The sequence below is a fragment of the Pseudomonas sp. NFACC08-1 genome, assembly GCF_900106735.1.
In the GTDB taxonomy this organism is placed as follows: domain Bacteria; phylum Pseudomonadota; class Gammaproteobacteria; order Pseudomonadales; family Pseudomonadaceae; genus Aquipseudomonas; species Aquipseudomonas fluorescens_Q.
In genome coordinates this window covers 281,562-300,818 of the sequence record NZ_FNNL01000001.1, presented here as the reverse complement: position 1 = coordinate 300,818, position 19,257 = coordinate 281,562, and the positions used below count along the sequence as shown (strand labels likewise).

The 19,257-nt window shown below is 62.2% G+C and carries 17 protein-coding genes; 11 read left to right on the top strand and 6 right to left on the bottom strand.

What is annotated here, in order from left to right; translation table 11 throughout:
* Positions 1 to 2: 2 nt before the first annotated feature.
* The 3 genes from tssK to tagH form a co-directional block, all read right to left on the bottom strand.
* Complete coding sequence (gene tssK / locus BLU76_RS01345; RefSeq protein WP_092221239.1) at positions 3 to 1,337, bottom strand: type VI secretion system baseplate subunit TssK; 1,335 nt, start codon at positions 1,335 to 1,337, stop codon at positions 3 to 5.
* Positions 1,338 to 1,352: 15 nt separating this feature from the next.
* Complete coding sequence (gene tssJ / locus BLU76_RS01340) at positions 1,353 to 1,859, bottom strand: type VI secretion system lipoprotein TssJ (RefSeq protein WP_092221237.1); 507 nt, start codon at positions 1,857 to 1,859, stop codon at positions 1,353 to 1,355.
* Between the two features lie 68 nt (positions 1,860 to 1,927).
* Positions 1,928 to 3,436: a type VI secretion system-associated FHA domain protein TagH gene (gene tagH, locus BLU76_RS01335; protein ID WP_092221235.1), complete on the bottom strand. Its 1,509-nt coding sequence runs from the start codon at positions 3,434 to 3,436 to the stop codon at positions 1,928 to 1,930.
* Between the two features lie 415 nt (positions 3,437 to 3,851).
* On the opposite strand from tagH, the gene tssA reads away from it, so the two are divergent.
* The 11 genes from tssA (at position 3,852) to BLU76_RS01280 (ending at position 16,808) form a co-directional block, all read left to right on the top strand.
* Positions 3,852 to 4,895: a type VI secretion system protein TssA gene (gene tssA / locus BLU76_RS01330; protein ID WP_092148340.1), complete on the top strand. Its 1,044-nt coding sequence runs from the start codon at positions 3,852 to 3,854 to the stop codon at positions 4,893 to 4,895.
* A gap of 81 nt (positions 4,896 to 4,976) precedes the next feature.
* Positions 4,977 to 5,483 carry a type VI secretion system contractile sheath small subunit gene (tssB, locus tag BLU76_RS01325; RefSeq protein WP_003177230.1) on the top strand — a complete coding sequence of 169 codons (507 nt, stop codon included), beginning with the start codon at positions 4,977 to 4,979 and terminating at the stop codon, positions 5,481 to 5,483.
* Between the two features lie 2 nt (positions 5,484 to 5,485).
* A complete protein-coding gene (tssC, locus tag BLU76_RS01320; protein WP_063323773.1) occupies positions 5,486 to 6,982 on the top strand; it encodes a type VI secretion system contractile sheath large subunit in 1,497 nt (498 codons plus the stop codon).
* A gap of 220 nt (positions 6,983 to 7,202) precedes the next feature.
* Positions 7,203 to 7,691, top strand: a complete 489-nt coding sequence (locus tag BLU76_RS01315) for an Hcp family type VI secretion system effector (protein WP_003206927.1) — start codon at positions 7,203 to 7,205, stop codon at positions 7,689 to 7,691.
* Between the two features lie 79 nt (positions 7,692 to 7,770).
* Entirely contained in the window at positions 7,771 to 8,226 is a 456-nt protein-coding gene (locus tag BLU76_RS01310) for a T6SS effector amidase Tae4 family protein (protein WP_063323772.1), read from the top strand.
* On the top strand, positions 8,223 to 8,672 hold the full coding sequence (locus BLU76_RS01305) for a hypothetical protein (RefSeq protein ID WP_092221233.1): 450 nt from the start codon (positions 8,223 to 8,225) through the stop codon (positions 8,670 to 8,672). The genes BLU76_RS01310 and BLU76_RS01305 overlap by 4 nt, the downstream gene beginning before the upstream one ends.
* Complete coding sequence (gene tssE / locus BLU76_RS01300; RefSeq protein WP_003206934.1) at positions 8,666 to 9,178, top strand: type VI secretion system baseplate subunit TssE; 513 nt, start codon at positions 8,666 to 8,668, stop codon at positions 9,176 to 9,178. Before BLU76_RS01305 ends, tssE begins: the two co-directional genes overlap by 7 nt.
* Entirely contained in the window at positions 9,175 to 11,034 is a 1,860-nt protein-coding gene (tssF, locus tag BLU76_RS01295; protein ID WP_063323770.1) for a type VI secretion system baseplate subunit TssF, read from the top strand. Before tssE ends, tssF begins: the two co-directional genes overlap by 4 nt.
* Complete coding sequence (tssG, locus tag BLU76_RS01290; RefSeq protein ID WP_092148349.1) at positions 10,998 to 12,050, top strand: type VI secretion system baseplate subunit TssG; 1,053 nt, start codon at positions 10,998 to 11,000, stop codon at positions 12,048 to 12,050. Before tssF ends, tssG begins: the two co-directional genes overlap by 37 nt.
* The gene (tssH, locus tag BLU76_RS01285) at positions 12,043 to 14,733 is read left to right on the top strand and encodes a type VI secretion system ATPase TssH (protein WP_092148352.1); all 2,691 of its coding nucleotides are present in this window, start codon (positions 12,043 to 12,045) and stop codon (positions 14,731 to 14,733) included. The genes tssG and tssH overlap by 8 nt, the downstream gene beginning before the upstream one ends.
* Before the next feature lie 158 nt (positions 14,734 to 14,891).
* Positions 14,892 to 16,808: a type VI secretion system Vgr family protein gene (locus BLU76_RS01280; RefSeq protein ID WP_092221231.1), complete on the top strand. Its 1,917-nt coding sequence runs from the start codon at positions 14,892 to 14,894 to the stop codon at positions 16,806 to 16,808.
* A gap of 171 nt (positions 16,809 to 16,979) precedes the next feature.
* Here BLU76_RS01280 and BLU76_RS01275 read toward each other — a convergent pair whose 3' ends face one another.
* Genes BLU76_RS01275 through BLU76_RS01265 form a run of 3 tightly spaced genes read right to left on the bottom strand, consistent with a single transcriptional unit; the run spans position 16,980 to position 19,138 of the window.
* Positions 16,980 to 17,312, bottom strand: a complete 333-nt coding sequence (locus BLU76_RS01275) for a hypothetical protein (protein ID WP_092151225.1) — start codon at positions 17,310 to 17,312, stop codon at positions 16,980 to 16,982.
* Positions 17,313 to 17,846, bottom strand: coding sequence for a hypothetical protein (locus BLU76_RS01270; protein ID WP_063323765.1), 534 nt, complete (start codon positions 17,844 to 17,846; stop codon positions 17,313 to 17,315). It abuts the gene before it with no gap.
* Complete coding sequence (locus tag BLU76_RS01265; protein WP_092221228.1) at positions 17,843 to 19,138, bottom strand: PAAR domain-containing protein; 1,296 nt, start codon at positions 19,136 to 19,138, stop codon at positions 17,843 to 17,845. Before BLU76_RS01265 ends, BLU76_RS01270 begins: the two co-directional genes overlap by 4 nt.
* Positions 19,139 to 19,257 lie beyond the last annotated feature (119 nt).

Genomic DNA, 19,257 nt, shown 5'->3' with positions numbered 1-19,257 from the left:
ATTTATCCTCGGATCGCCCAGAAGGCCAGGTTCAGCCCTGGGAACTGGCCGGCGATGTGGAATGCGAAGCCGCCAGAGTTGCTCAGCTGCTGCCAGTGATCGCTGCCGCGGTCGAGCTCGTAGTAAGTGGAGCCGGCGTGGTACGGCAGCTGCCTTGGCGCCACCGGCAACGGCAGCAGGCCGATGCCCGGCAGTTGCAGGTTGACCAGATCGCGGATGTGCTCCACCGAACCGACCTTGCTCTGCTGGCCGAAGCGGCCGCGCAGGGTCTCGGCCGGCACGTCGGCGCGCACCACCAGGATGAAGCTGGCACTGTCGAGCAGGGTCTTGTCGGCCAGCATCGCCACGTGGATGCCATAGGCTTTCTCGACAATCGGAATCGGCGTCGCCTTGCTGTCGATCAGCATCGACAGGGCTTCACGCAGGGCCTGCATCACCGGCGCGTAGCTGAGCGCCAGGTCATCGTGCTGGTATGGCGGGTATGGCTGCGGTCGTCGCCCGGACGCGGTGAACGTGGAGAACTCCCCGGCCAGGCTTACCAGCTCGCTGTAGAAACGCTCGGGATGCAGTGGGCTCAACTGGCTCAGGTGCTGGATCAGCGGTTGGGCGCGGTTGACCAGTTGCAACAGCATGAAATCGGCAATTTCCGAGGCGCCACCGGCGCCGGACGCTACCACCCGCCCGGCCAGGGCTTCGCCGCGTTGATGCAGCAGGCCCAGCAGTTCACTGCGAAACGCCGCCAGCGGTTTGGAGGCGATGACATCCAGCAGTGGCGGGATGTAGGTGTCGTCGAGCACCAGGGCACGGTCGGCGCGTTTTTCCTTGATGCGCACCACACCGATGGCGGCGTAGTCGCCGACGCCATCCTGTTCGGTCAGCAGCCGCAGCGCCCGCGAGCCAAGGGCCACCGGTGCGCGGTTTTCGAACGGTGCGTTGTCGTCGCGCACTTCGCACACCTGGCTCACATAACGCGCAGCGCCGAGGTCTTCGCCTTCGTCCACGGTGTCCCGGGCGCCGGCGCGCTTGAGCGGCAGGGCCAGGTACACCAGGCCATCGCGCAGGTTGTCATCGACGTTCAGCGGGGTGGGCGCCAGGTCATCCTGGGGAATGTTGAAGGGCGTACCGTCCGGCAACAGGCCGCGCGCCGAGATGATCGCCAGCTTGCCCTGGGCCAACAGGCCCTGGTCGATCAGCAATTCGGAAAAACCCCAGGCGCCGGCCGACAACGGGCGGCTGCGTGCGTCGATGAGGTTTTCCAGGTAACGGTCATGCTGTTGGAAGTGCTGCGTTCCAATGAACATGCCTTCCGACCAGACCACGCGATTGTTCCAGGACATGGGGGCTCCGATTGCTTATTGGGCAGGGCTGGATGGGGGGACGACGACGGCGCTGCGCACGGCGCGCACATCGAGGCTGATCTGGTATTCGGTGTATTCGCGCGCCGGGACATTCATCACCGTGCGCCACAGCGACTGGTCCAGTTCGCGATAGCCCACCAGTATTCCGATATGCCGCGTGGCCGGATCGAGGTCGCGTTGCAGGCTCAATTGCTGGCCGGGCTGGATCAGCACCTCGTCCTGGTCGATCAGGTCGGCGCCCAGCGTTGCCTGGGCCCGTTCGGCGAGGGCGAAATAATCGGCACGACCGAAGGTCGCGGCATTTTTCAGTTCGAAAATGCGCACCCGGACCGGGGCCGGCTGGCCGGTGGCGCCGGGGTTGAGGCCGGCAATGGCGTGAAAGTGCAGCTCGATGGCGGCGGTGTCGGCCTCAGCTTCTTCGGGCTGGAGGTTGGCCGCATCCTTGGCGCACGCCGTCAGCAGAAGCGCGGTGGCGACTGCGAGTAAAAACCTGGGAATCATCCTGCGTCCTCAATGACGTTTGAGCTATCCGTTGTGTGCCGATCAATCTTGTTATGGGACGGCGCCGCTTAGCGGCGTCGCTGTCGCGTACTGTGTTCTTCGTAGGCGCGGCTGAACTCGCGACCGAACAGGTCCTGGAAATCCTCTTGGGCTTCCCGGGAAATGTTGCTGTAGAGTTCGGTGAACTGCTGCCAGTACTGGGCCTGTCGCGAGCCACTGAAAATACCCGAGAGCCCACCGGGCTTGGCCATGCGTTCTTCCAGTTGCGCCGGCTCAAAGCGCCCCAGCAAATGCTTGATGGCCGCTTCCACACCGGCCATCACCGCCAGTTGGTGGGCCCGCAAATCATCGAAACTGTCACGCACCGCCACGTCCGGGGCCATGAACGCCTGATTGCCGTGGCGCAACAGCAACAACAGGGCCTCATCGACGTTGGGGGCGAATTTCAGCGGGTTGTTTTCCACCGGCTGGATCATCGTCTGCTGGATGCGGAACTCACCCTTGAGGCTGCTGCGGGCGCGCAATACATCGATCAGGCCTTCGACCATCAACCGGTAACTGCGCCCGATGCTTTCCATCTGTGCTTCGGCGTTGGCCTTGTCCAGGCGCAACTGGTCCAGCCCGGCACCGCGCAGGAAGGCTTGCAGCAAGTCGGGTTGGGCGGCCTCGGCCGGGACAGCCGGAGCAACCGGAGCAACCGGAGCAACCGGAGGTGCGACCGGGGGCTCGACGCGGGTGACCGACGCTTCAGGCACGGGGGCCGGCGGCGGTGCGCTGATTTCAGCAAAGATGTCGGCGAGCGGAGCCTGCGGGGCAGGCGTCGCGACCGGCTCAACCACGGGCGGCAGCGGCACAGGCGGCGGGGTCACGGGCGGCGGGGCCACCGCCACCGGCTTGTCGCTAAAGGGGTCCCAGTCGTCCGGAATCATTGAGGCAGACGGCGGTATCACCGGCGCCACCACGGGCGGCGGGCTCGGCCGGGGAATTGGCGTCGGCGGGCGGAAGTTGTGCTGCTCGGCCGGCACATGGTCAGGCTGGGTGGCCGGCGGGACACTGCTCGGGCTCAAGAAATCGAACAGGTCCGGCAGGGTGTCCATGGCCGACCCGCCCTGGAAATGCGCAGGCGCAGCCACTGGAATCGGCGATGGCGTATGAAGCGGCGATGGCGCATGCACCGCGGCGCCCTGGCGCCCCATCAAGGCCTCGAAAGTGCTGGGCGATTCGGCGAACGGGTTGCTGTCGGTGACTGGCAGGCTGAAATCGACGCGCGCCTGGATTTCATAATCACCGATGCGGATCACTTCGCCGTCTTGCAGGGGTTCGCTGTTGCCCTTGCGCAGGCGAACACCGGCCTTGACCAATTCCACACCATTAGTGCTGTTATCGGTTAAGTAATAACGCCCATCTTTGTATTGGATAACGCAATGTTTGCCGGAAACCAGACGCTCAGGGTCCGGCAATACCCAGTCATTATCGGAATTACGGCCAATTGCCATCACCCCCTGATCCATGGACTTTTCAGAACACTGGCCCGGGGTAATCTTGTGATAACTAGTGATAGTCAAACACAGCGGCATCTTGCCTCCTTGCTGAATACTTCGCGCGCGGGCGGGTGAAGTGAGGATTGAAGCCCTGACTACCCACCAACAACCTTGCCAACCACCGCGAAACGGCTTTTTGCCAGCATGATTGCTGATCATAACCGGCTTGCGTGACAAAAACCCCACGTCAGTTGCCGCTTCGACCGATGGGTCGAGCAGGCTGTTAAGCGCATCACAACTGTTACAGAGGGGCTACACTGGTGAAATAGCTTACCTTGACAAGCGATAAGTACTACACCAAAAATGCACAACTTCTTGAATATAGATGATGGCACTTTAAAATCACCTAGGATTTAAAAGGCCATTACCGTCAAGGAACATGTGAGTTTCATCCGAAACTTGCGTGTGAACTGCCCGACTTCTTCAGCGGGTGATAGGGAGATCGATCCAAGTGGATGTGCCTTTGTTGCTCGCCGCCGTTTCCGCGACTTCGCCGTGCGGTGAAGATCTGGAATATGACGCGGATTTCTTGCGCCTGGAACGCGACTCCCGGGGCCAGCCCGAGCGCAGCATGGGCGATTCGATCTTGCCTGCCGAGCCTCCTGAATGGCGCAGCATCCAGCAGCAGAGCCTGGACTTGCTGCAACGCAGCAAAGACCTGCGCATCACCCATTTCCTGTTGCAAAGCTCCCTGGCCCTCGAAGGCCTGCCGGGCATGGCCCGTGTGCTGACGCTGATCAGCGAACTGCTCAAGCAATACTGGGCCGAGTTACATCCGCGCCTGGACGCCGATGACGACAACGACCCCACTGTGCGCATCAATGCCCTCGCCGGCCTGACGTCCGATGTCACCATTCGCTTGCTGCGCGAAAGCATCCTGGTCCGCTCGCGGACCTTCGGCGCCGTCAGCCTGCGCGCCGCCGCCAACGCCAGCGGCCTGCAAAGTTTCCCGGATGAGAACCTCGGTGCCGAACAGCTCGCCGGGGCCTTGCTCGACAGCGACCCCGAACAGTTGGAAATCATCCGTGCCGCCCTGCAGGAAGCCCGCAGCGCCGCCGAAACCATCGAACAGCAGGTCAGCGACCAGGTCGGTTCCGCCCAAGGTGTGGACCTCGGCCCGTTGAAGCAACCGTTGAAGATGGCCCTGCAGATTCTCGGCCAGTTCGCCCCGCAGAGTGGCGACAGCGCCCAGGCCGATTCCGTCAGCGACAACAGCCCAGCGCCCACTGAGCATGCAAATGTCACAAGCTCACCGCGCAACACCAATAACAGCACCAGCACCGTCAGCGGCGACATCAACAACCGCGACGACGTGCTGCGCAGCCTGGACCGGATTCTCGCTTACTACACCCGTCATGAGCCCTCCAGCCCGCTGCCGGTGCTGTTGAACCGGGCCAAGAATCTGGTGCACGCCGACTTCGCGGCCATCGTGCGCAACCTGATTCCCGACGGCATGAGTCAATTTGAAAACCTGCGCGGCCCAGACAGCGAATAAAAAGCGAGCGGATCACGCAGTCACGTCACCGGCACCCCCGATGACGCCAACACCGTCGCTCAAGCGACCAGGAGCAGCAACGTGGCGAAGCAAAGTTCTCAGAAATTCATCGCGCGCAACCGCGCGCCTCGAGTGCAGATCGAGTACGACGTCGAGCTCTACGGCGCCGAGAAAAAGGTCCAGTTGCCCTTCGTCATGGGGGTAATGGCCGACCTCGCCGGCAAGCCCGCCGAGCCTCTGGCCCCTGTGGCTGATCGCAAGTTCCTCGAGATCGACGTCGACAACTTCGACTCGCGCCTCAAGGCCATGCAGCCGCGCGTGGCGTTTCATGTGCCTAACGAACTGACCGGCGAAGGCAACCTGAGCCTGGACCTGACGTTCGAAAGCATGGACGACTTCAGCCCGGCGGCCGTGGCCCGCAAGGTCGATTCGCTGAACAAATTGCTCGAAGCGCGTACCCAGTTGGCCAACCTGCTGACCTACATGGACGGCAAGACCGGCGCCGAAGAAATCATCATGAAGGCGATCAAGGACCCAGCGCTGTTGCAGGCCCTGGCGAGCGCGCCGAAGCCAGCACAGGACCAATGATCATGACTGACAATACAGCCCGCGAAGGCGTGCAGAACCTGGGCGCAACCGAAGAAACCAGCGAGTTCGCGTCCCTGCTGCTGCAAGAATTCAAACCCAAGACCGAGCGCGCCCGCGAAGCCGTCGAGACCGCCGTGCGTACCCTGGCCGAACAGGCCCTGGCGCAGACCGACCTGGTGTCCAACGACGCCATCAAGTCGATCGAATCGATCATCGCCGCCATCGACGCCAAGCTCACCGCCCAGGTCAACCAGGTCATCCACCATCCCGACTTCCAGCAACTGGAAAGCGCCTGGCGTGGCCTGCACTACCTGGTCAACAACACCGAGACCGATGAGCAGCTCAAGATCCGCGTGCTCAACATCTCCAAGACCGACCTGCACAAGACCCTGAAGAAATTCAAGGGCACCGCGTGGGACCAGAGCCCGATCTTCAAGAAGATGTACGAAGAAGAATACGGCCAGTTCGGCGGCGAACCTTACGGCTGCCTGGTAGGCGACTACTACTTCGACCAGTCGCCACCGGATGTCGAGCTGCTGGGCGAACTGTCGAAAGTCTGCGCGGCCATGCACTCCCCGTTCATCGCTGCGGCATCGCCGACCGTGATGGGCATGGGCTCGTGGCAGGAACTGTCGAACCCACGCGACCTGACCAAGATCTTCACCACCCCGGAATACGCCGGCTGGCGCTCGCTGCGTGAATCGGAAGACTCGCGCTACATCGGCCTGACCATGCCACGCTTCCTGGCACGCCTGCCGTACGGCGCCAAGACCGACCCGGTGGAAGCCTTCGCCTTCGAAGAAAACACCGACGGTGCCGACAGCTCCAAGTACACCTGGGCCAACGCCGCTTACGCGATGGCGGTGAACATCAACCGTTCGTTCAAACACTTCGGCTGGTGCTCGCGCATCCGTGGCGTGGAGTCCGGCGGTGAAGTGGAAAACCTGCCAGCCCACACGTTCCCGACCGACGACGGTGGCGTGGACATGAAGTGCCCGACCGAAATCGCCATCTCGGACCGCCGTGAAGCGGAGCTGGCGAAGAACGGTTTCATGCCGCTGCTGCACAAGAAAAACACCGACTTCGCCGCGTTCATCGGCGCTCAGTCGTTGCAGAAACCGGCCGAATACGACGACCCGGACGCCACCGCCAACGCCAACCTGGCGGCGCGCCTGCCGTACCTGTTCGCCACTTGCCGTTTCGCCCATTACCTCAAGTGCATCGTGCGCGACAAAATCGGTTCCTTCAAAGAGAAGGACGAGATGCAGCGCTGGTTGCAGGACTGGATCCTCAACTACGTCGACGGTGACCCGGCGCACTCCACCGAGACCACCAAGGCCCAGCACCCGCTGGCTGCCGCCGAAGTGATCGTCGAAGAAGTCGAAGGCAACCCGGGGTACTACAACTCCAAGTTCTACCTGCGTCCGCACTACCAGCTCGAAGGGCTGACCGTGTCGCTGCGCCTGGTATCGAAACTGCCGTCGGCCAAGGGCGCATAAACAACCGTTGAAATGGGCTTTCCTGTGGAGGCCCTTTGTGGCGAGGGAGCTTGCTCCCGCTGGGTCGCGTAGCGGCCCCTTCTTGTGGGCGCTACGCACCCAAGCGGGAGCAAGCTCCCTCGCCACAGAGTGGTCCACAGGAGATCTTCATTGAGTTCACAGATTTCGCAAGGTCAGCGTCAACCAAACAATGTGGTTAGAAACCACACAGGGAGAAAACATGGCTGTTGATATTTTCATCAAGATCGGCGACATCAAGGGCGAGTCCATGGACAAGGCCCACAAGGACGAGATCGATGTCCTGAACTGGAGCTGGGGCATGTCCCAGTCCGGCAACATGCACGTGGGCAGCGGCGGTGGTGCGGGCAAGGTCAACGTCCAGGACCTGTCCCTGACCAAGTACGTCGACAAGGCGTCGCCGAACCTGATGATGCACTGCGCCAGCGGCAAGCACATCGACAAGGTCAAGCTGACCGTGCGCAAGGCCGGCGGTGAAAGCCAGGTCGAGTACATGATCATCAACCTGGAAGAAGTGCTGGTTACGTCCCTGAGCACCGGCGGCTCGGGCGGCGATGATCGCCTGACCGAAAACGTCACCCTGAACTTCGCCAAGGTGCTGGTAGATTACCAGCCACAGAAAGCCGACGGCACCAAGGAAGGCGGCCCGGTCAAGTTCGGCTGGAACATCCGTCAGAACGTCAAGGTGTAATCGAACACGCCCCCGGTGCCACGCGCCGGGGGTGTTTGGTGCTTGCTCGAATCCAATCCTTTACAGCGCGGTGTGAGTCATGGCCAAGCCTTCGTTTATCAATCTGTGGAAAGCCTATTCCGATCTGCTGGTGACCTACCCAGACGCGAAACCCTGTGATGGTCCGTGGGCAAACCAGTGCGCTATCCGCATGAGCATCACGCTCAATACAGAGCTGACCATCAAGGTCAACAAGTCCACCTACACCGAACCCAAGTGTGCACATGAGCACGCCAGGGGGGCCGAATCGCTGGCGAACTGGTTGTGGAAACATCACCTGGGCCGCCCGTTGATCCTCGGCGGAACTGCCGCGGACCGACGCAAGCTGCAAGACAAGACCGGCCTGATTTTCTTCAAGGATTGCTTCCAGCAATTGGGAGAGTCTTCGGACGGTCGCACCGGCGACCATATCGACCTCTGGAACCGTGGCCTGACCCTCGGGTATGACGATCCGGCCTATCGATCCAGGGCGATCTGGTTCTGGGAGCTTTTATGAACAAGGCTCGTTGCGCTGTATTGATTGGCTGCCTGTTTTCGAGCCTGACAGCCTGTGCCGGGCAGCAAGCCTCATCGGCAACTTCAACCGCAGCGGTGAATCAAGTCGTCGTGATGGGCGGGCAACAGTTGACGCTGGTCGATGACCAACAACGCTGCGCGCTACGCAAACCAGACCAGACGCTAATGCCACTCGACCTGCCATGGCCCTGCCAGTTCACGGTAGACAGACAAGGCAAATCTCATGTCGAGACCTTTGGCAAGGTGCCTATTGTCATTGTTCTTCATTTCTCGACCGCGGCTCAGAACAGTCCGCAATGTCACTCCGAGTACCGCGCCATACGCCTGATCAATGGGCAACTCGAACCCTCGATAATCGCTCGCCGCGCCAGCTGCATGGGCGGCACAGGTGACCAGAAGAATTACACGGGCCTTTTCACTTGGTAACCGAAATCGCCACCCGCGATCGCCTCCAGCCATCCCTATTGGACCGGTTGACCGACGACGATCCGACCAATCCCAAGGAAAGCGCCGACAAACGCGTGCTGTCCCTGACCCAATTGAAAGCCTCCGTGCTGCGTGACCTGGCGTGGCTGCTCAACACCACCTCATTGCTCAGCGCCGATGCCACGTTGCACACCCCGGCGGGCACCTCGGTGGTGAATTTCGGCCTGCCGGCACTGGCCGGCAACAGCGCGTCGAACGTCGATGTCTCGGCCCTGGAAACGCTGATCCACCAGGCCATCGCCACGTTCGAGCCGCGAATCCTGCGCCACACCCTGCGCGTGCGCGCCCGGGCGACGGCGGAGATGAACCACAACGCCTTGAGTTTCGAGATCGAAGGCGATCTCTGGGCCCAGCCGGTGCCGCTGCGCCTGATGCTGCAAACCGACCTGGACCTGGAAACCGGCCATGTGCGCGTGGTCAACGCCGACCAGCGGAGACGCTCATGAACCCACGCCTGCTGGAGCTGTACAACCAGGAACTGCACCACGTGCGCGAAAGCGCGGCGGAGTTCGCCAAGGAATACCCGAAGATCGCCAGTCGGCTGACCTTGTCCGGCATGGACTGCGCCGACCCCTATGTCGAGCGCCTGCTGGAAGGCTTCGCCTACCTGACGGCGCGGGTGCAGCTCAAGCTCGACGCCGAGTACCCGACCTTCACCCACAACCTGCTGGAAATCGCCTACCCGCATTACCTGGCGCCGACACCGTCGATGACCGTGGTGCAATTGCAGGCCGACCCGGACGAAGGCTCGCTGAGCAGTGGCTTCCCGCTGCCGCGCGATACGGTCCTGCGTGCCGCCCTGGGGCGTGAAACCCAGACCTGCTGCGAGTACCGCACCGCCCACGCGGTGACGTTGTGGCCGTTGCAGGTCAGCCAGGCCGAGTACTTCGGCAACCCCTCCGCCGTGCTCGGACGCCTGGCCGCCAGCGAGCCGAAAGCCAAGGCCGGCCTGCGCCTCACACTGCGCACCGGCGCCGAACTGCCGTTCAACAGCCTGGCCCTGGACAACCTGCCGCTGTACTTGAGCGGTGCCGACGAACAGCCTTTCCGCCTCTACGAACAACTGCTCGGCAACGCCTGCGCGGTGTTCGCCCGCAAGCCCGGCGGCGACTGGGTGGAACGCCTGCCGCAGGATGCATTGCGCTCGCGCGGCTTCGACGATGCCGACGCCGCGCTGCCGGTGGTGCCGCGAGCCTTCCAGGGCTATCGCCTGTTGCAGGAATACTTCGCCCTGCCCCACCGTTTCCTGTTTGTCGACTTCACCCAGTTGAGCCGCGCGGTCAAGCGTTGCGACGGCCAGGAACTGGAGCTGATCGTGCTGTTCGACCGGCACGATCCGAGCCTGGAAGGCAGCGTCGGCGCTTCGCAGTTCCTGCCGTTCTGCACCCCGGCCATCAACCTGTTCCCCAAGCGCCTGGATCGCATTCACTTGTCGGATCGGGTCAACGAACACCACGTGATCGCCGACCGTACCCGGCCGATGGATTTCGAAGTGCATTCGCTCAGCGGCCTCACTGGCCACGGCACCGGGCCGGAGCAGCCGTTCCTGCCGTTCTACGCCGTACGCGATCCGTCCCGTTATGGCCGCGACCAGGCCTATTACACGGTGCGGCGCGAACCCCGTGTGCTGTCCAGCGACCAGCGGCGCAACGGCCCACGCTCGACCTACATCGGCAGCGAAACCTTCGTCAGCCTGGTGGACAGCCAGCAAGCGCCTTATCGCCACGACCTGCGCCAACTGGGCGTGACCGCGCTGTGCACCAACCGCGACCTGCCGCTGTTCATGAGCGTGGGCAACGGCAAGACCGACTTCACCCTCGCCGACAGTGCGCCGGTTGGCGCCGTGCGTTGCGTGGCAGGTCCCAGTCGCCCACGGGCCAGCCATGCCCACGATGCCAAGGCCTGGCGCCTGATCAGCCAGCTCTCGCTGAATTACCTGTCCCTCAGCGAACAAGGCCAAGGCGCCGCCGCCCTGCGCGAACTGCTGCGCCTGTACGGCGACAGCAACGACGCGGCGCTGCAATTGCAGATCGAAGGCCTGCGCGAAGTCAGCAGCAAGGCTTGCACCCGGCGCTTGCCGATGCCCGGCCCGATCGTGTTCGGGCGTGGTCTGGAGATCACCCTGGAATTCGATGAAAACGCGTTTCGCGGCACCGGAGTGTTCCTGCTCGGCGCCGTGTTCGAGCGCTTCCTGGCACGCTACGTGTCGATCAACAGTTTTACCGAGACGGTGATCCGTACCACCGAACGCGGCGAGATCATGCGATGGAAAGCCAAGCCCGGACGTCGTCCGACCCTGTGAGTACCCTGGAGGCGATGCACCAGGAGCCCTGGGAATACGACTTCTTCCAGGCGCTACGGCGCATCGAGTGCGAATCCCCCGAGCTGCCGCGCCTGGGCCATTCTCTGCGCCTGGCCGATGACCCGCTGCGCCTCGGCCAGCAGGCCGACTGCACCTTCGCCCCGGCGACCCTGGCCTCGGTGCAACCGGGCAGCGACGGCACCCCGGCACGCCTGGAGCAGTTCTTCTTCGGCCTCGGCGGCCCCAACGGCCCGATGCCGCTGCACATCACCGAATACGTGCGCGAACGCCAGCGCAACAATGGCGACAGCACCAGCAAGCGCTTTCTCGATGTGTTTCACCACCGCTTGCTCAGCCTGTTTTACCGGGCCTGGGCCGAAGCGCGGCCGACGGTCAGCCACGATCGCCCGGACGATGACTATTGGTCGGCGCGCCTGGCCGCCCTCAGCGGCCGGGGCATGCCGAGCCTGCTCAAACAAGGGCTGATCCCCGACACGGCGAAGCTGCACTACAGCGGCCACCTGTCGGCGCAAACCCGCTACCCGGACGGCTTGAAGGCAATCCTCAGCGAGTACTTCGGCCTGCCGGTGGAGATCGAAGAATACGTCGGCCAATGGCTGGAATTGCCCGAACGCAGCCGCGTCGGGGTCAGCGCTCATCAATTGGGCGTGGACTTCTGCCTGGGCCGCTTCGTGTGGGATCGCCAACACAAATTCCGCATTCGCCTGGGGCCACTCAAGCTCGTTGACTACATGGGCATGCTGCCCGGCAGCCAACCGTTCAACGAGCTGGTGGCCTGGGTCGCCGAATACCTAGGGCATGAATTGGACTGGGACCTGAACCTGGTCCTGGCACAACCCGAAGTCCCGGCACTGCAACTCAATGGTCGCTTCCGCCTGGGCTTCAATACCTGGCTGGGTCGCCCCGAAACCGATGCCAACGATCTAATACTGGCCCGGCATTACGCCGAACAGGCCAACACCTCACAGACCTCAAGGAGCCATGAGCATGGGTGAAATCAGTCGCGCCGCGTTGTTCGGCAAACTCAACAGCGTGGCCTACAAAGCCATCGAAGCCGCCACCGTGTTCTGCAAGTTGCGCGGTAACCCTTATGTGGAATTGGCCCACTGGTTTCACCAGTTGTTGCAACTGCAGGACTCGGACCTGCACCGCATCATCCGCCAGTTCAACATCGAGCCGGCGCGCCTGGCCCGTGACCTCACCGAAGCCCTCGACCGTCTGCCACGGGGGTCGACGTCCATCACCGACCTGTCGTCCCACGTGGAAGAAGCCGTGGAACGCGGCTGGGTCTACGGCAGCCTGATGTTCGGCGAAAGCCAGGTGCGCACCGGTTACCTGGTGCTGGGCATCCTCAAGACCCCGAGCCTGCGCCACGCGCTGCTGGGTTTGTCGTCGGAGTTCGACAAGGTCAAGGTCGAAGCCCTGAGCGAGCGCTTTGACGAATACGTCGGCGACTCGCCGGAAAACGCCCTGACCGCCAGCGACGGTTTCAATGCCGGTGCCGTGCCGGGCGAAGCCAGCGGCGCCATGGCCCCAAGCGCCATGGGCAAACAGGAAGCCCTCAAGCGCTTCACCGTCGACCTCACCGAGCAGGCCCGCAGCGGCAAGCTCGACCCGATCGTCGGCCGTGACGAAGAGATCCGCCAACTGGTGGACATCCTCATGCGCCGCCGGCAGAACAACCCGATCCTCACCGGTGAAGCCGGCGTGGGCAAGACCGCCGTGGTCGAAGGCTTTGCCCTGCGCATCGTCGCCGGCGACGTACCGCCGGCCCTCAAGGACGTGGAACTGCGCAGCCTCGACGTCGGCCTGTTGCAGGCCGGCGCGAGCATGAAAGGCGAATTCGAACAGCGCCTGCGCCAGGTCATCGAAGACGTCCAGGCCTCGCCCAAGCCGATCATCCTGTTCATCGACGAAGCCCACACCCTGGTGGGTGCCGGTGGCGCCGCCGGCACGGGCGACGCAGCCAACCTGCTCAAGCCGGCGTTGGCCCGTGGCACCTTGCGTACCGTGGCGGCCACGACCTGGGCCGAGTACAAGAAGCACATCGAGAAAGACCCGGCCCTGACCCGTCGTTTCCAAGTGGTGCAAGTGGCCGAGCCGTCGGAAGACAAGGCCCTGCTGATGATGCGCGGCGTGGCCTCGACCATGGAAAAACACCACCAGGTGCAGATCCTCGACGAAGCCCTGGAAGCCTCGGTCAAGCTGTCCCACCGCTACATTCCCGCGCGCCAGCTGCCGGACAAATCCGTGAGCCTGCTGGACACCGCTTGCGCCCGCGTCGCCATCAGCCTGCACGCCGTGCCGGCCGAGGTGGACGACAGCCGCCGGCGCATCGAAGCACTGGAAACCGAGCTGCAAATCATCGCCCGTGAACACGCCATCGGCGTGGTCATCGGCACTCGCCAGACCCAGACCGAAAGCCTGCTGAGCGCCGAGCGCGAACGCCTGGCCGAGCTGGAAAGCCGCTGGGCCGAAGAGAAAACCCTGGTGGACGAACTGCTCGCCACCCGCGCCACCTTACGCGAGCGCGTCGGCGTGGTAGACAGCGAAGACGCCAGCGAAGCTGCCGACAACGAAAGCCACGCCCTGCGCGAGAAACTGGTGGACCTGCAACAGCGCCTGACCGCCCTGCAAGGCGAAACCCCGCTGATCCTGCCGACCGTGGATTACCAGGCCGTGGCTTCGGTGGTCGCCGACTGGACCGGTATCCCGGTGGGCCGCATGGCCCGCAACGAATTGGAAACCGTGCTCAACCTCGACCAGCACCTGAAGAAACGCATCATCGGCCAGGACCATGCCCTGCAGATGATCGCCAAGCGCATCCAGACCTCACGTGCCGGCCTCGACAACCCGAGCAAGCCGATTGGCGTGTTCATGCTCGCCGGCACCTCCGGCGTGGGCAAGACCGAAACCGCCCTGGCCCTGGCCGAAGCCATGTATGGCGGCGAGCAGAACGTCATCACCATCAACATGAGCGAGTTCCAGGAAGCCCACACCGTGTCCACCCTCAAGGGTGCGCCACCGGGTTACATCGGCTACGGCGAAGGCGGCGTGTTGACCGAAGCCGTGCGGCGCAAACCGTACAGCGTGGTGCTGCTGGACGAGGTGGAAAAAGCCCACCCCGACGTGCATGAAATCTTCTTCCAGGTGTTCGACAAAGGCGTGATGGAGGACGGCGAAGGCCGGGTGATCGACTTCAAGAACACCTTGATCCTGCTGACCACCAACGCCGGCACCGAGCTGATTGCCGACGTCTGCAAAGACCCGCAGAACGTGCCGGAGCCGGAAGAAATCGCCAAGGCCCTGCGCCAACCGCTGCTGGAGATTTTCCCGCCAGCCTTGCTGGGCCGCCTGGTGACGATCCCGTACTACCCGCTCAGCGACGAAATGCTCAAGGCCATCACCCGCCTGCAACTCAACCGCATCAAGAAGCGCGTGGAGAGCACCCACAAAGTCGCCTTCGACTACGACGACGCGGTGATCGATTTGATCGTCTCGCGCTGCACCGAAACCGAAAGCGGCGGGCGCATGATCGACACCATCCTGACCAACAGCCTGCTGCCGGACATGAGCCGCGAGTTCCTGACCCGCATGCTCGAAGGCAAGGCCTTGGCCGGCGTGCGGATCAGCGCCGTGGATAACGAATTGCAGTACGATTTCAGCGACGCGGCCTGACGGTAAGGAACACTGCAAAACCCTGTGGGAGCGAGCTTGCTCGCGATAGCGCAGTCACATTCAACATCCATGTTGACTGACATACCGCCATCGCGAGCAAGCTCGCTCCCACAGTTGTTCCAATCAGCGCCGCAGCCATTACAACGATGAGATAACCGATGTTATTCAACCAAGCCTCACGCCTGGCCAAGGTCACCAGCCCCCTCGGACCTGAGGTGCTGTTGCTCAAGGACATGGGCGGCGGTGAAGAATTGGGGCGGCTGTTCAACTACGAGTTGCAGCTGCATTCGCTGGACAATGCCATCGATCTCAACCAGCTGCTTGGCAAGCCCATGTGCGTCAGCCTGCAGCTCGATGGCGGTGGTGAGCGCTATTTCCATGGCATCGTCGCCCGTTGCAGCCAGAACGTCGACCAGGGCCAGTTCGCCAGTTACCAGGCGACGTTGCGGCCGTGGTTGTGGCTGCTGACCCGCACTTCCGATTGCCGGATTTTCCAGAACCTGACCATCCCGCAGATCATCAAGCAGGTGTTCCGCGATTTGGGCTTTTCCGATTTTGAAGACGCCTTGAGCCAAACGTATCGCGAGTGGGAATACTGCGTGCAGTATCGCGAAACCAGTTTCGACTTCGTCAGCCGGCTGATGGAGCAAGAAGGGATCTACTACTTCTTCCGCCACGAGCAGGGCCGGCATGTGCTGGTGCTGGCCGACGCCTACGGAGCCCACACCAAGGCACCCGGCTACGGCTCGGTGCCCTACTACCCAAAGAACGAGCAGCAGCGCGAGCGGGATCATATTCACGACTGGCACCTGGCCCAGGAAGTCCAGCCGGGCTCGCTGGAACTCAACGACTACGATTTCCAGCGCCCGAGTGCGCGCATCGACGTGCGTGCGGCCATGCCTCGCCCCCACGCGGCCGGCGACTATCCGCTCTACGATTACCCCGGCATCTACGTGCAAAGTGCCGACGGAGAACACTACGCCCGTACCCGCATCGAAGCCTTGCAGACCCAGCACGAACAGGTCGAGTTATCGGGTAACGCCCGGGGCCTGGGCTCGGGGCACCTGTTCAGCCTCACCGGCTTCAGCCGCCAGGACCAGAACCGCGAATACTTGATCGTCGGTGCCCGCTATTACATTTCCCAGGAAAGCGGCGAGACCGGCGGCGGCGCGCCGTCGGCCCAGTTCGAAAGCAGCCTGACCTGCATCGACGCCCAGCAAAGTTACCGTCCGCTACCGATCACCCATCGACCCATCGTCAAAGGCCCGCAGACCGCGTTGGTCGTGGGCCCCAAGGGCGAGGAAATCTGGACCGATCAGTTTGGCCGGGTGAAGGTGCATTTCTACTGGGACCGACACGACCAGTCCAACGAAAACAGCTCGTGCTGGATTCGTGTGTCGCAGGCCTGGGCCGGCAAGAATTGGGGCTCGGTGCAGATCCCGCGCATCGGCCAGGAAGTGATCGTCAGCTTCCTCGAAGGCGACCCGGACCGGCCGATCGTCACCGGTCGCGTGTATAACGCCGAACAGACCGTGCCCTATGCGTTGCCTGCCAATGCCACTCAGAGCGGCACCAAAAGCCGTTCGAGCAAAGGCGGCACGCCAGCGAATTTCAACGAAATCCGCATGGAAGACAAGAAAGGCGCCGAGCAGCTGTACATCCATGCGCGTGGGTGTGAAAGCCATTCGGTGGGCCATGACCGCAACAAAAGCATCGGCCACAACGAAACCATACGGATTGGCCAAGACCGACTGCGGGCCGTGCAGCGCAACGACGCATTGCTTGTCGGGGGAGCCAAGAGCGACAGCATCAGTACCCAGTACCTCGTGGAGGCGGGTTCGCAGATCCGACTGGTCTGTGGCAAAAGCGTGTTGGAGTTCAATGCCAGTGGCGAGATCAATATCTCGGGCACCGCGTTCAATATCTACGCCAGCGGCAATGGCAACATCGACACCGGCGGCCGTTTGGACCTCAACTCCGGTGGCGCAAGCGAAGTGGATGCCAAGGGCAAAGGCATCAAGGGTGTGATCGATGCGGCGGTGAAAGCTTTTTTCCCGGCAAAGGCCAAGCACTGAGGTTCATGGCCGGAATAACCGTGGCGAGGGAGCTTGCTCCCGCTGGGCTGCGTAGCCGCCCCTTTTTGTGAGCGCTTCGCACTCAAGCGGGAGCAAGCTCCCTCGCCACGGGTTCATCGTTACCACCCACGCAGAACCTGTGTGCCCGGTGGACCCAGGCATCTTGAAATTTCACTCGTTCGTAAGCCGGTATTGACCGGGCTGCGTCCACGCGACTCGCAAGTACTTGCCGCTCAGCAATTGCTCGTCACGAAGATATTCAAAAACTTCGGAGGGACACCATTCCTTGCCCGCCGAAAAGGCCACGCCCAATGAACGGAGTGCATCGAATACCTTTGCCTTCTGCGTGTTGTGCGCGACCTGCAAAACGTAGATATCTTTCTCTGCCGCATTCGAAAACCCGATAACGCGCAGGGGTGAGTCCAGCGCTTTATCGATGATTCGAACATGGATCAAATCACCGTCCGCTGTTGCCACATAGGCCCTCAGCACATCATTAACCACTCAGAGATTAGCCGGTACGAAGTCAGGGCCGCCCAGCTTATCCCGAACGACAAGGGCGGTCCGCATCAACGGCCCCCACAGGCCGTTCTGGCTGTTCCAGCTGCCACCCGCCCACCGCGTATCCTGGACAAGCTCAGCCTTGTTGAGCTCAAGCTGCCGCTGGAGGGCCAGCGCCACGGCGCCCATATCAACCTCGAACAAGTCGGCATAAAGCCCCTCGGGTTGTGCCTGTTTTTTGCTCAGGCAAAACCGGTAGTACCAGACCCACGACGCCGCAACATAAATTGCCCGATTACGATCAGGGTAGGTCGCGAGAATCTTGAGCAAAGCCGTCACCCAGCGCACAGGGAACTGGGGATCGCGAGTCTGTTGCCAATAACGCAGCACCAGCAAATCGAAAGCCGCAACGATGTTCTGCGGCTCCTCATAATCATTCTTGGCTTCTTGAAAGTAGAACGGCTCGCCTACGAGGAATTTATCCAGCTCATCATTGGCCAGGGCCAGCAGCAATACATTATCTAGGTTGGCACTCATTGGATTCTCACTACATCCGGGTTCGCGAGCAGGAAATTGATGTCGTTATTGTGTGGGATGGCCACCTTATCCAATACCGCTTCACGCATACCGCCGGGATGGGTCAGGCCGCCAGGGCGCCATAACGGGTTCGCTCCGCGCTCGTTACCGGAGGGCATGACAACCTTGGGATTGTCCAGGTTCATCATGTAAATCTCCTTGCCGGTGAAGCTGCCCGGTTCATAACCCAAAGCGGTCTCCAGAATCGAAAGATCACCGGTTTTCTTAAACTCGGCGACCACACCGTGCAGGTCTGACTTGGCCATGACGTACTTAGTGTCGCTAAAGGTGCCATACATGGGGTTGGCAATGTCATCGGGGGTAAACAGAAACGCACCGCCTTCATCCTGAAAGACTTTGAGGTGCTTGTCGATATAGGAGGCCTCAAGGTAATCGGCAGGGTTGGGCCGGCTTGACTTGGGTATCGCAGCGATATCCTCTGACGTGTAGCCCGGTTTGAAGCTCACCGAGCGCGGCTTGGGCGCCGTACCGATTTTCGCCATTTTCGGGCCCAGGCCCAGAAGCGCCATTCCCGCGACGCCCTGCAGCAGATCCCGGTAACCCGGCCCCAAGCGATCCCCCAGATCCCCCAGCAACGCCATGCCAGCCATCATCGTGCCGCCGATCACCACGAAACCGACCAGAGCGGCCACGCCAGCCATGGCCGCGAGAATCGCTGCGCCCCCCATGGCCAACATTCCCAACGCTTCCAGCCCGGTATGCATCCAGCCTTCAAGATCCAGGACAAACGCCACCGACACCGTCGGCCCACCGATGAACGTATTCGGGCTGCCGGTCTTGATGTGCGCGCCACACACCATTTTGCTGTGCAAGCGTGCGGCGGGTTTGCCGTTGATGAACACCGTGGCGCTGCCTTCGGCGATCAGCACCGGGAAGGGCCAGATCGGATGGTTCATCGGCAGCCCGGTGCAGGAAGATGAAGTGTCTTCACCCGCCCGCATGGCATTGCGGCTGTTGATGTAGACGTTGAAGCTGCCCATTATCAACGCCCCCGTGGTGGGCTCGGGCAGGTTGAAGATGGTCGACAGGCCTTTGACGATCTGGAACATCGACAAGCCGCCGGCGGCAATCGAGCCGGCCATGATCGCCAGCGCCACGCCGCCCGTGGCAACCGTCGCGGCAACGACCGCAGCGCCGATCAAGGCACCGGCCACGGCACCGGCGACCATCGCGGCCAACCCGAAGCCATGGGCTATTTCATCACCCAGACGTGCTGCAGCCTGTGCATCCATTGCGAAAATCCAACTTACTGGTTGTATGACTGCACAGGAGAGTTATCGATGACCAGAGATCGCTGGGCACGGTCAGAGCGAACGCAGCGCCGGTCTTGCCGCGTTGTCCTCCAACGAGC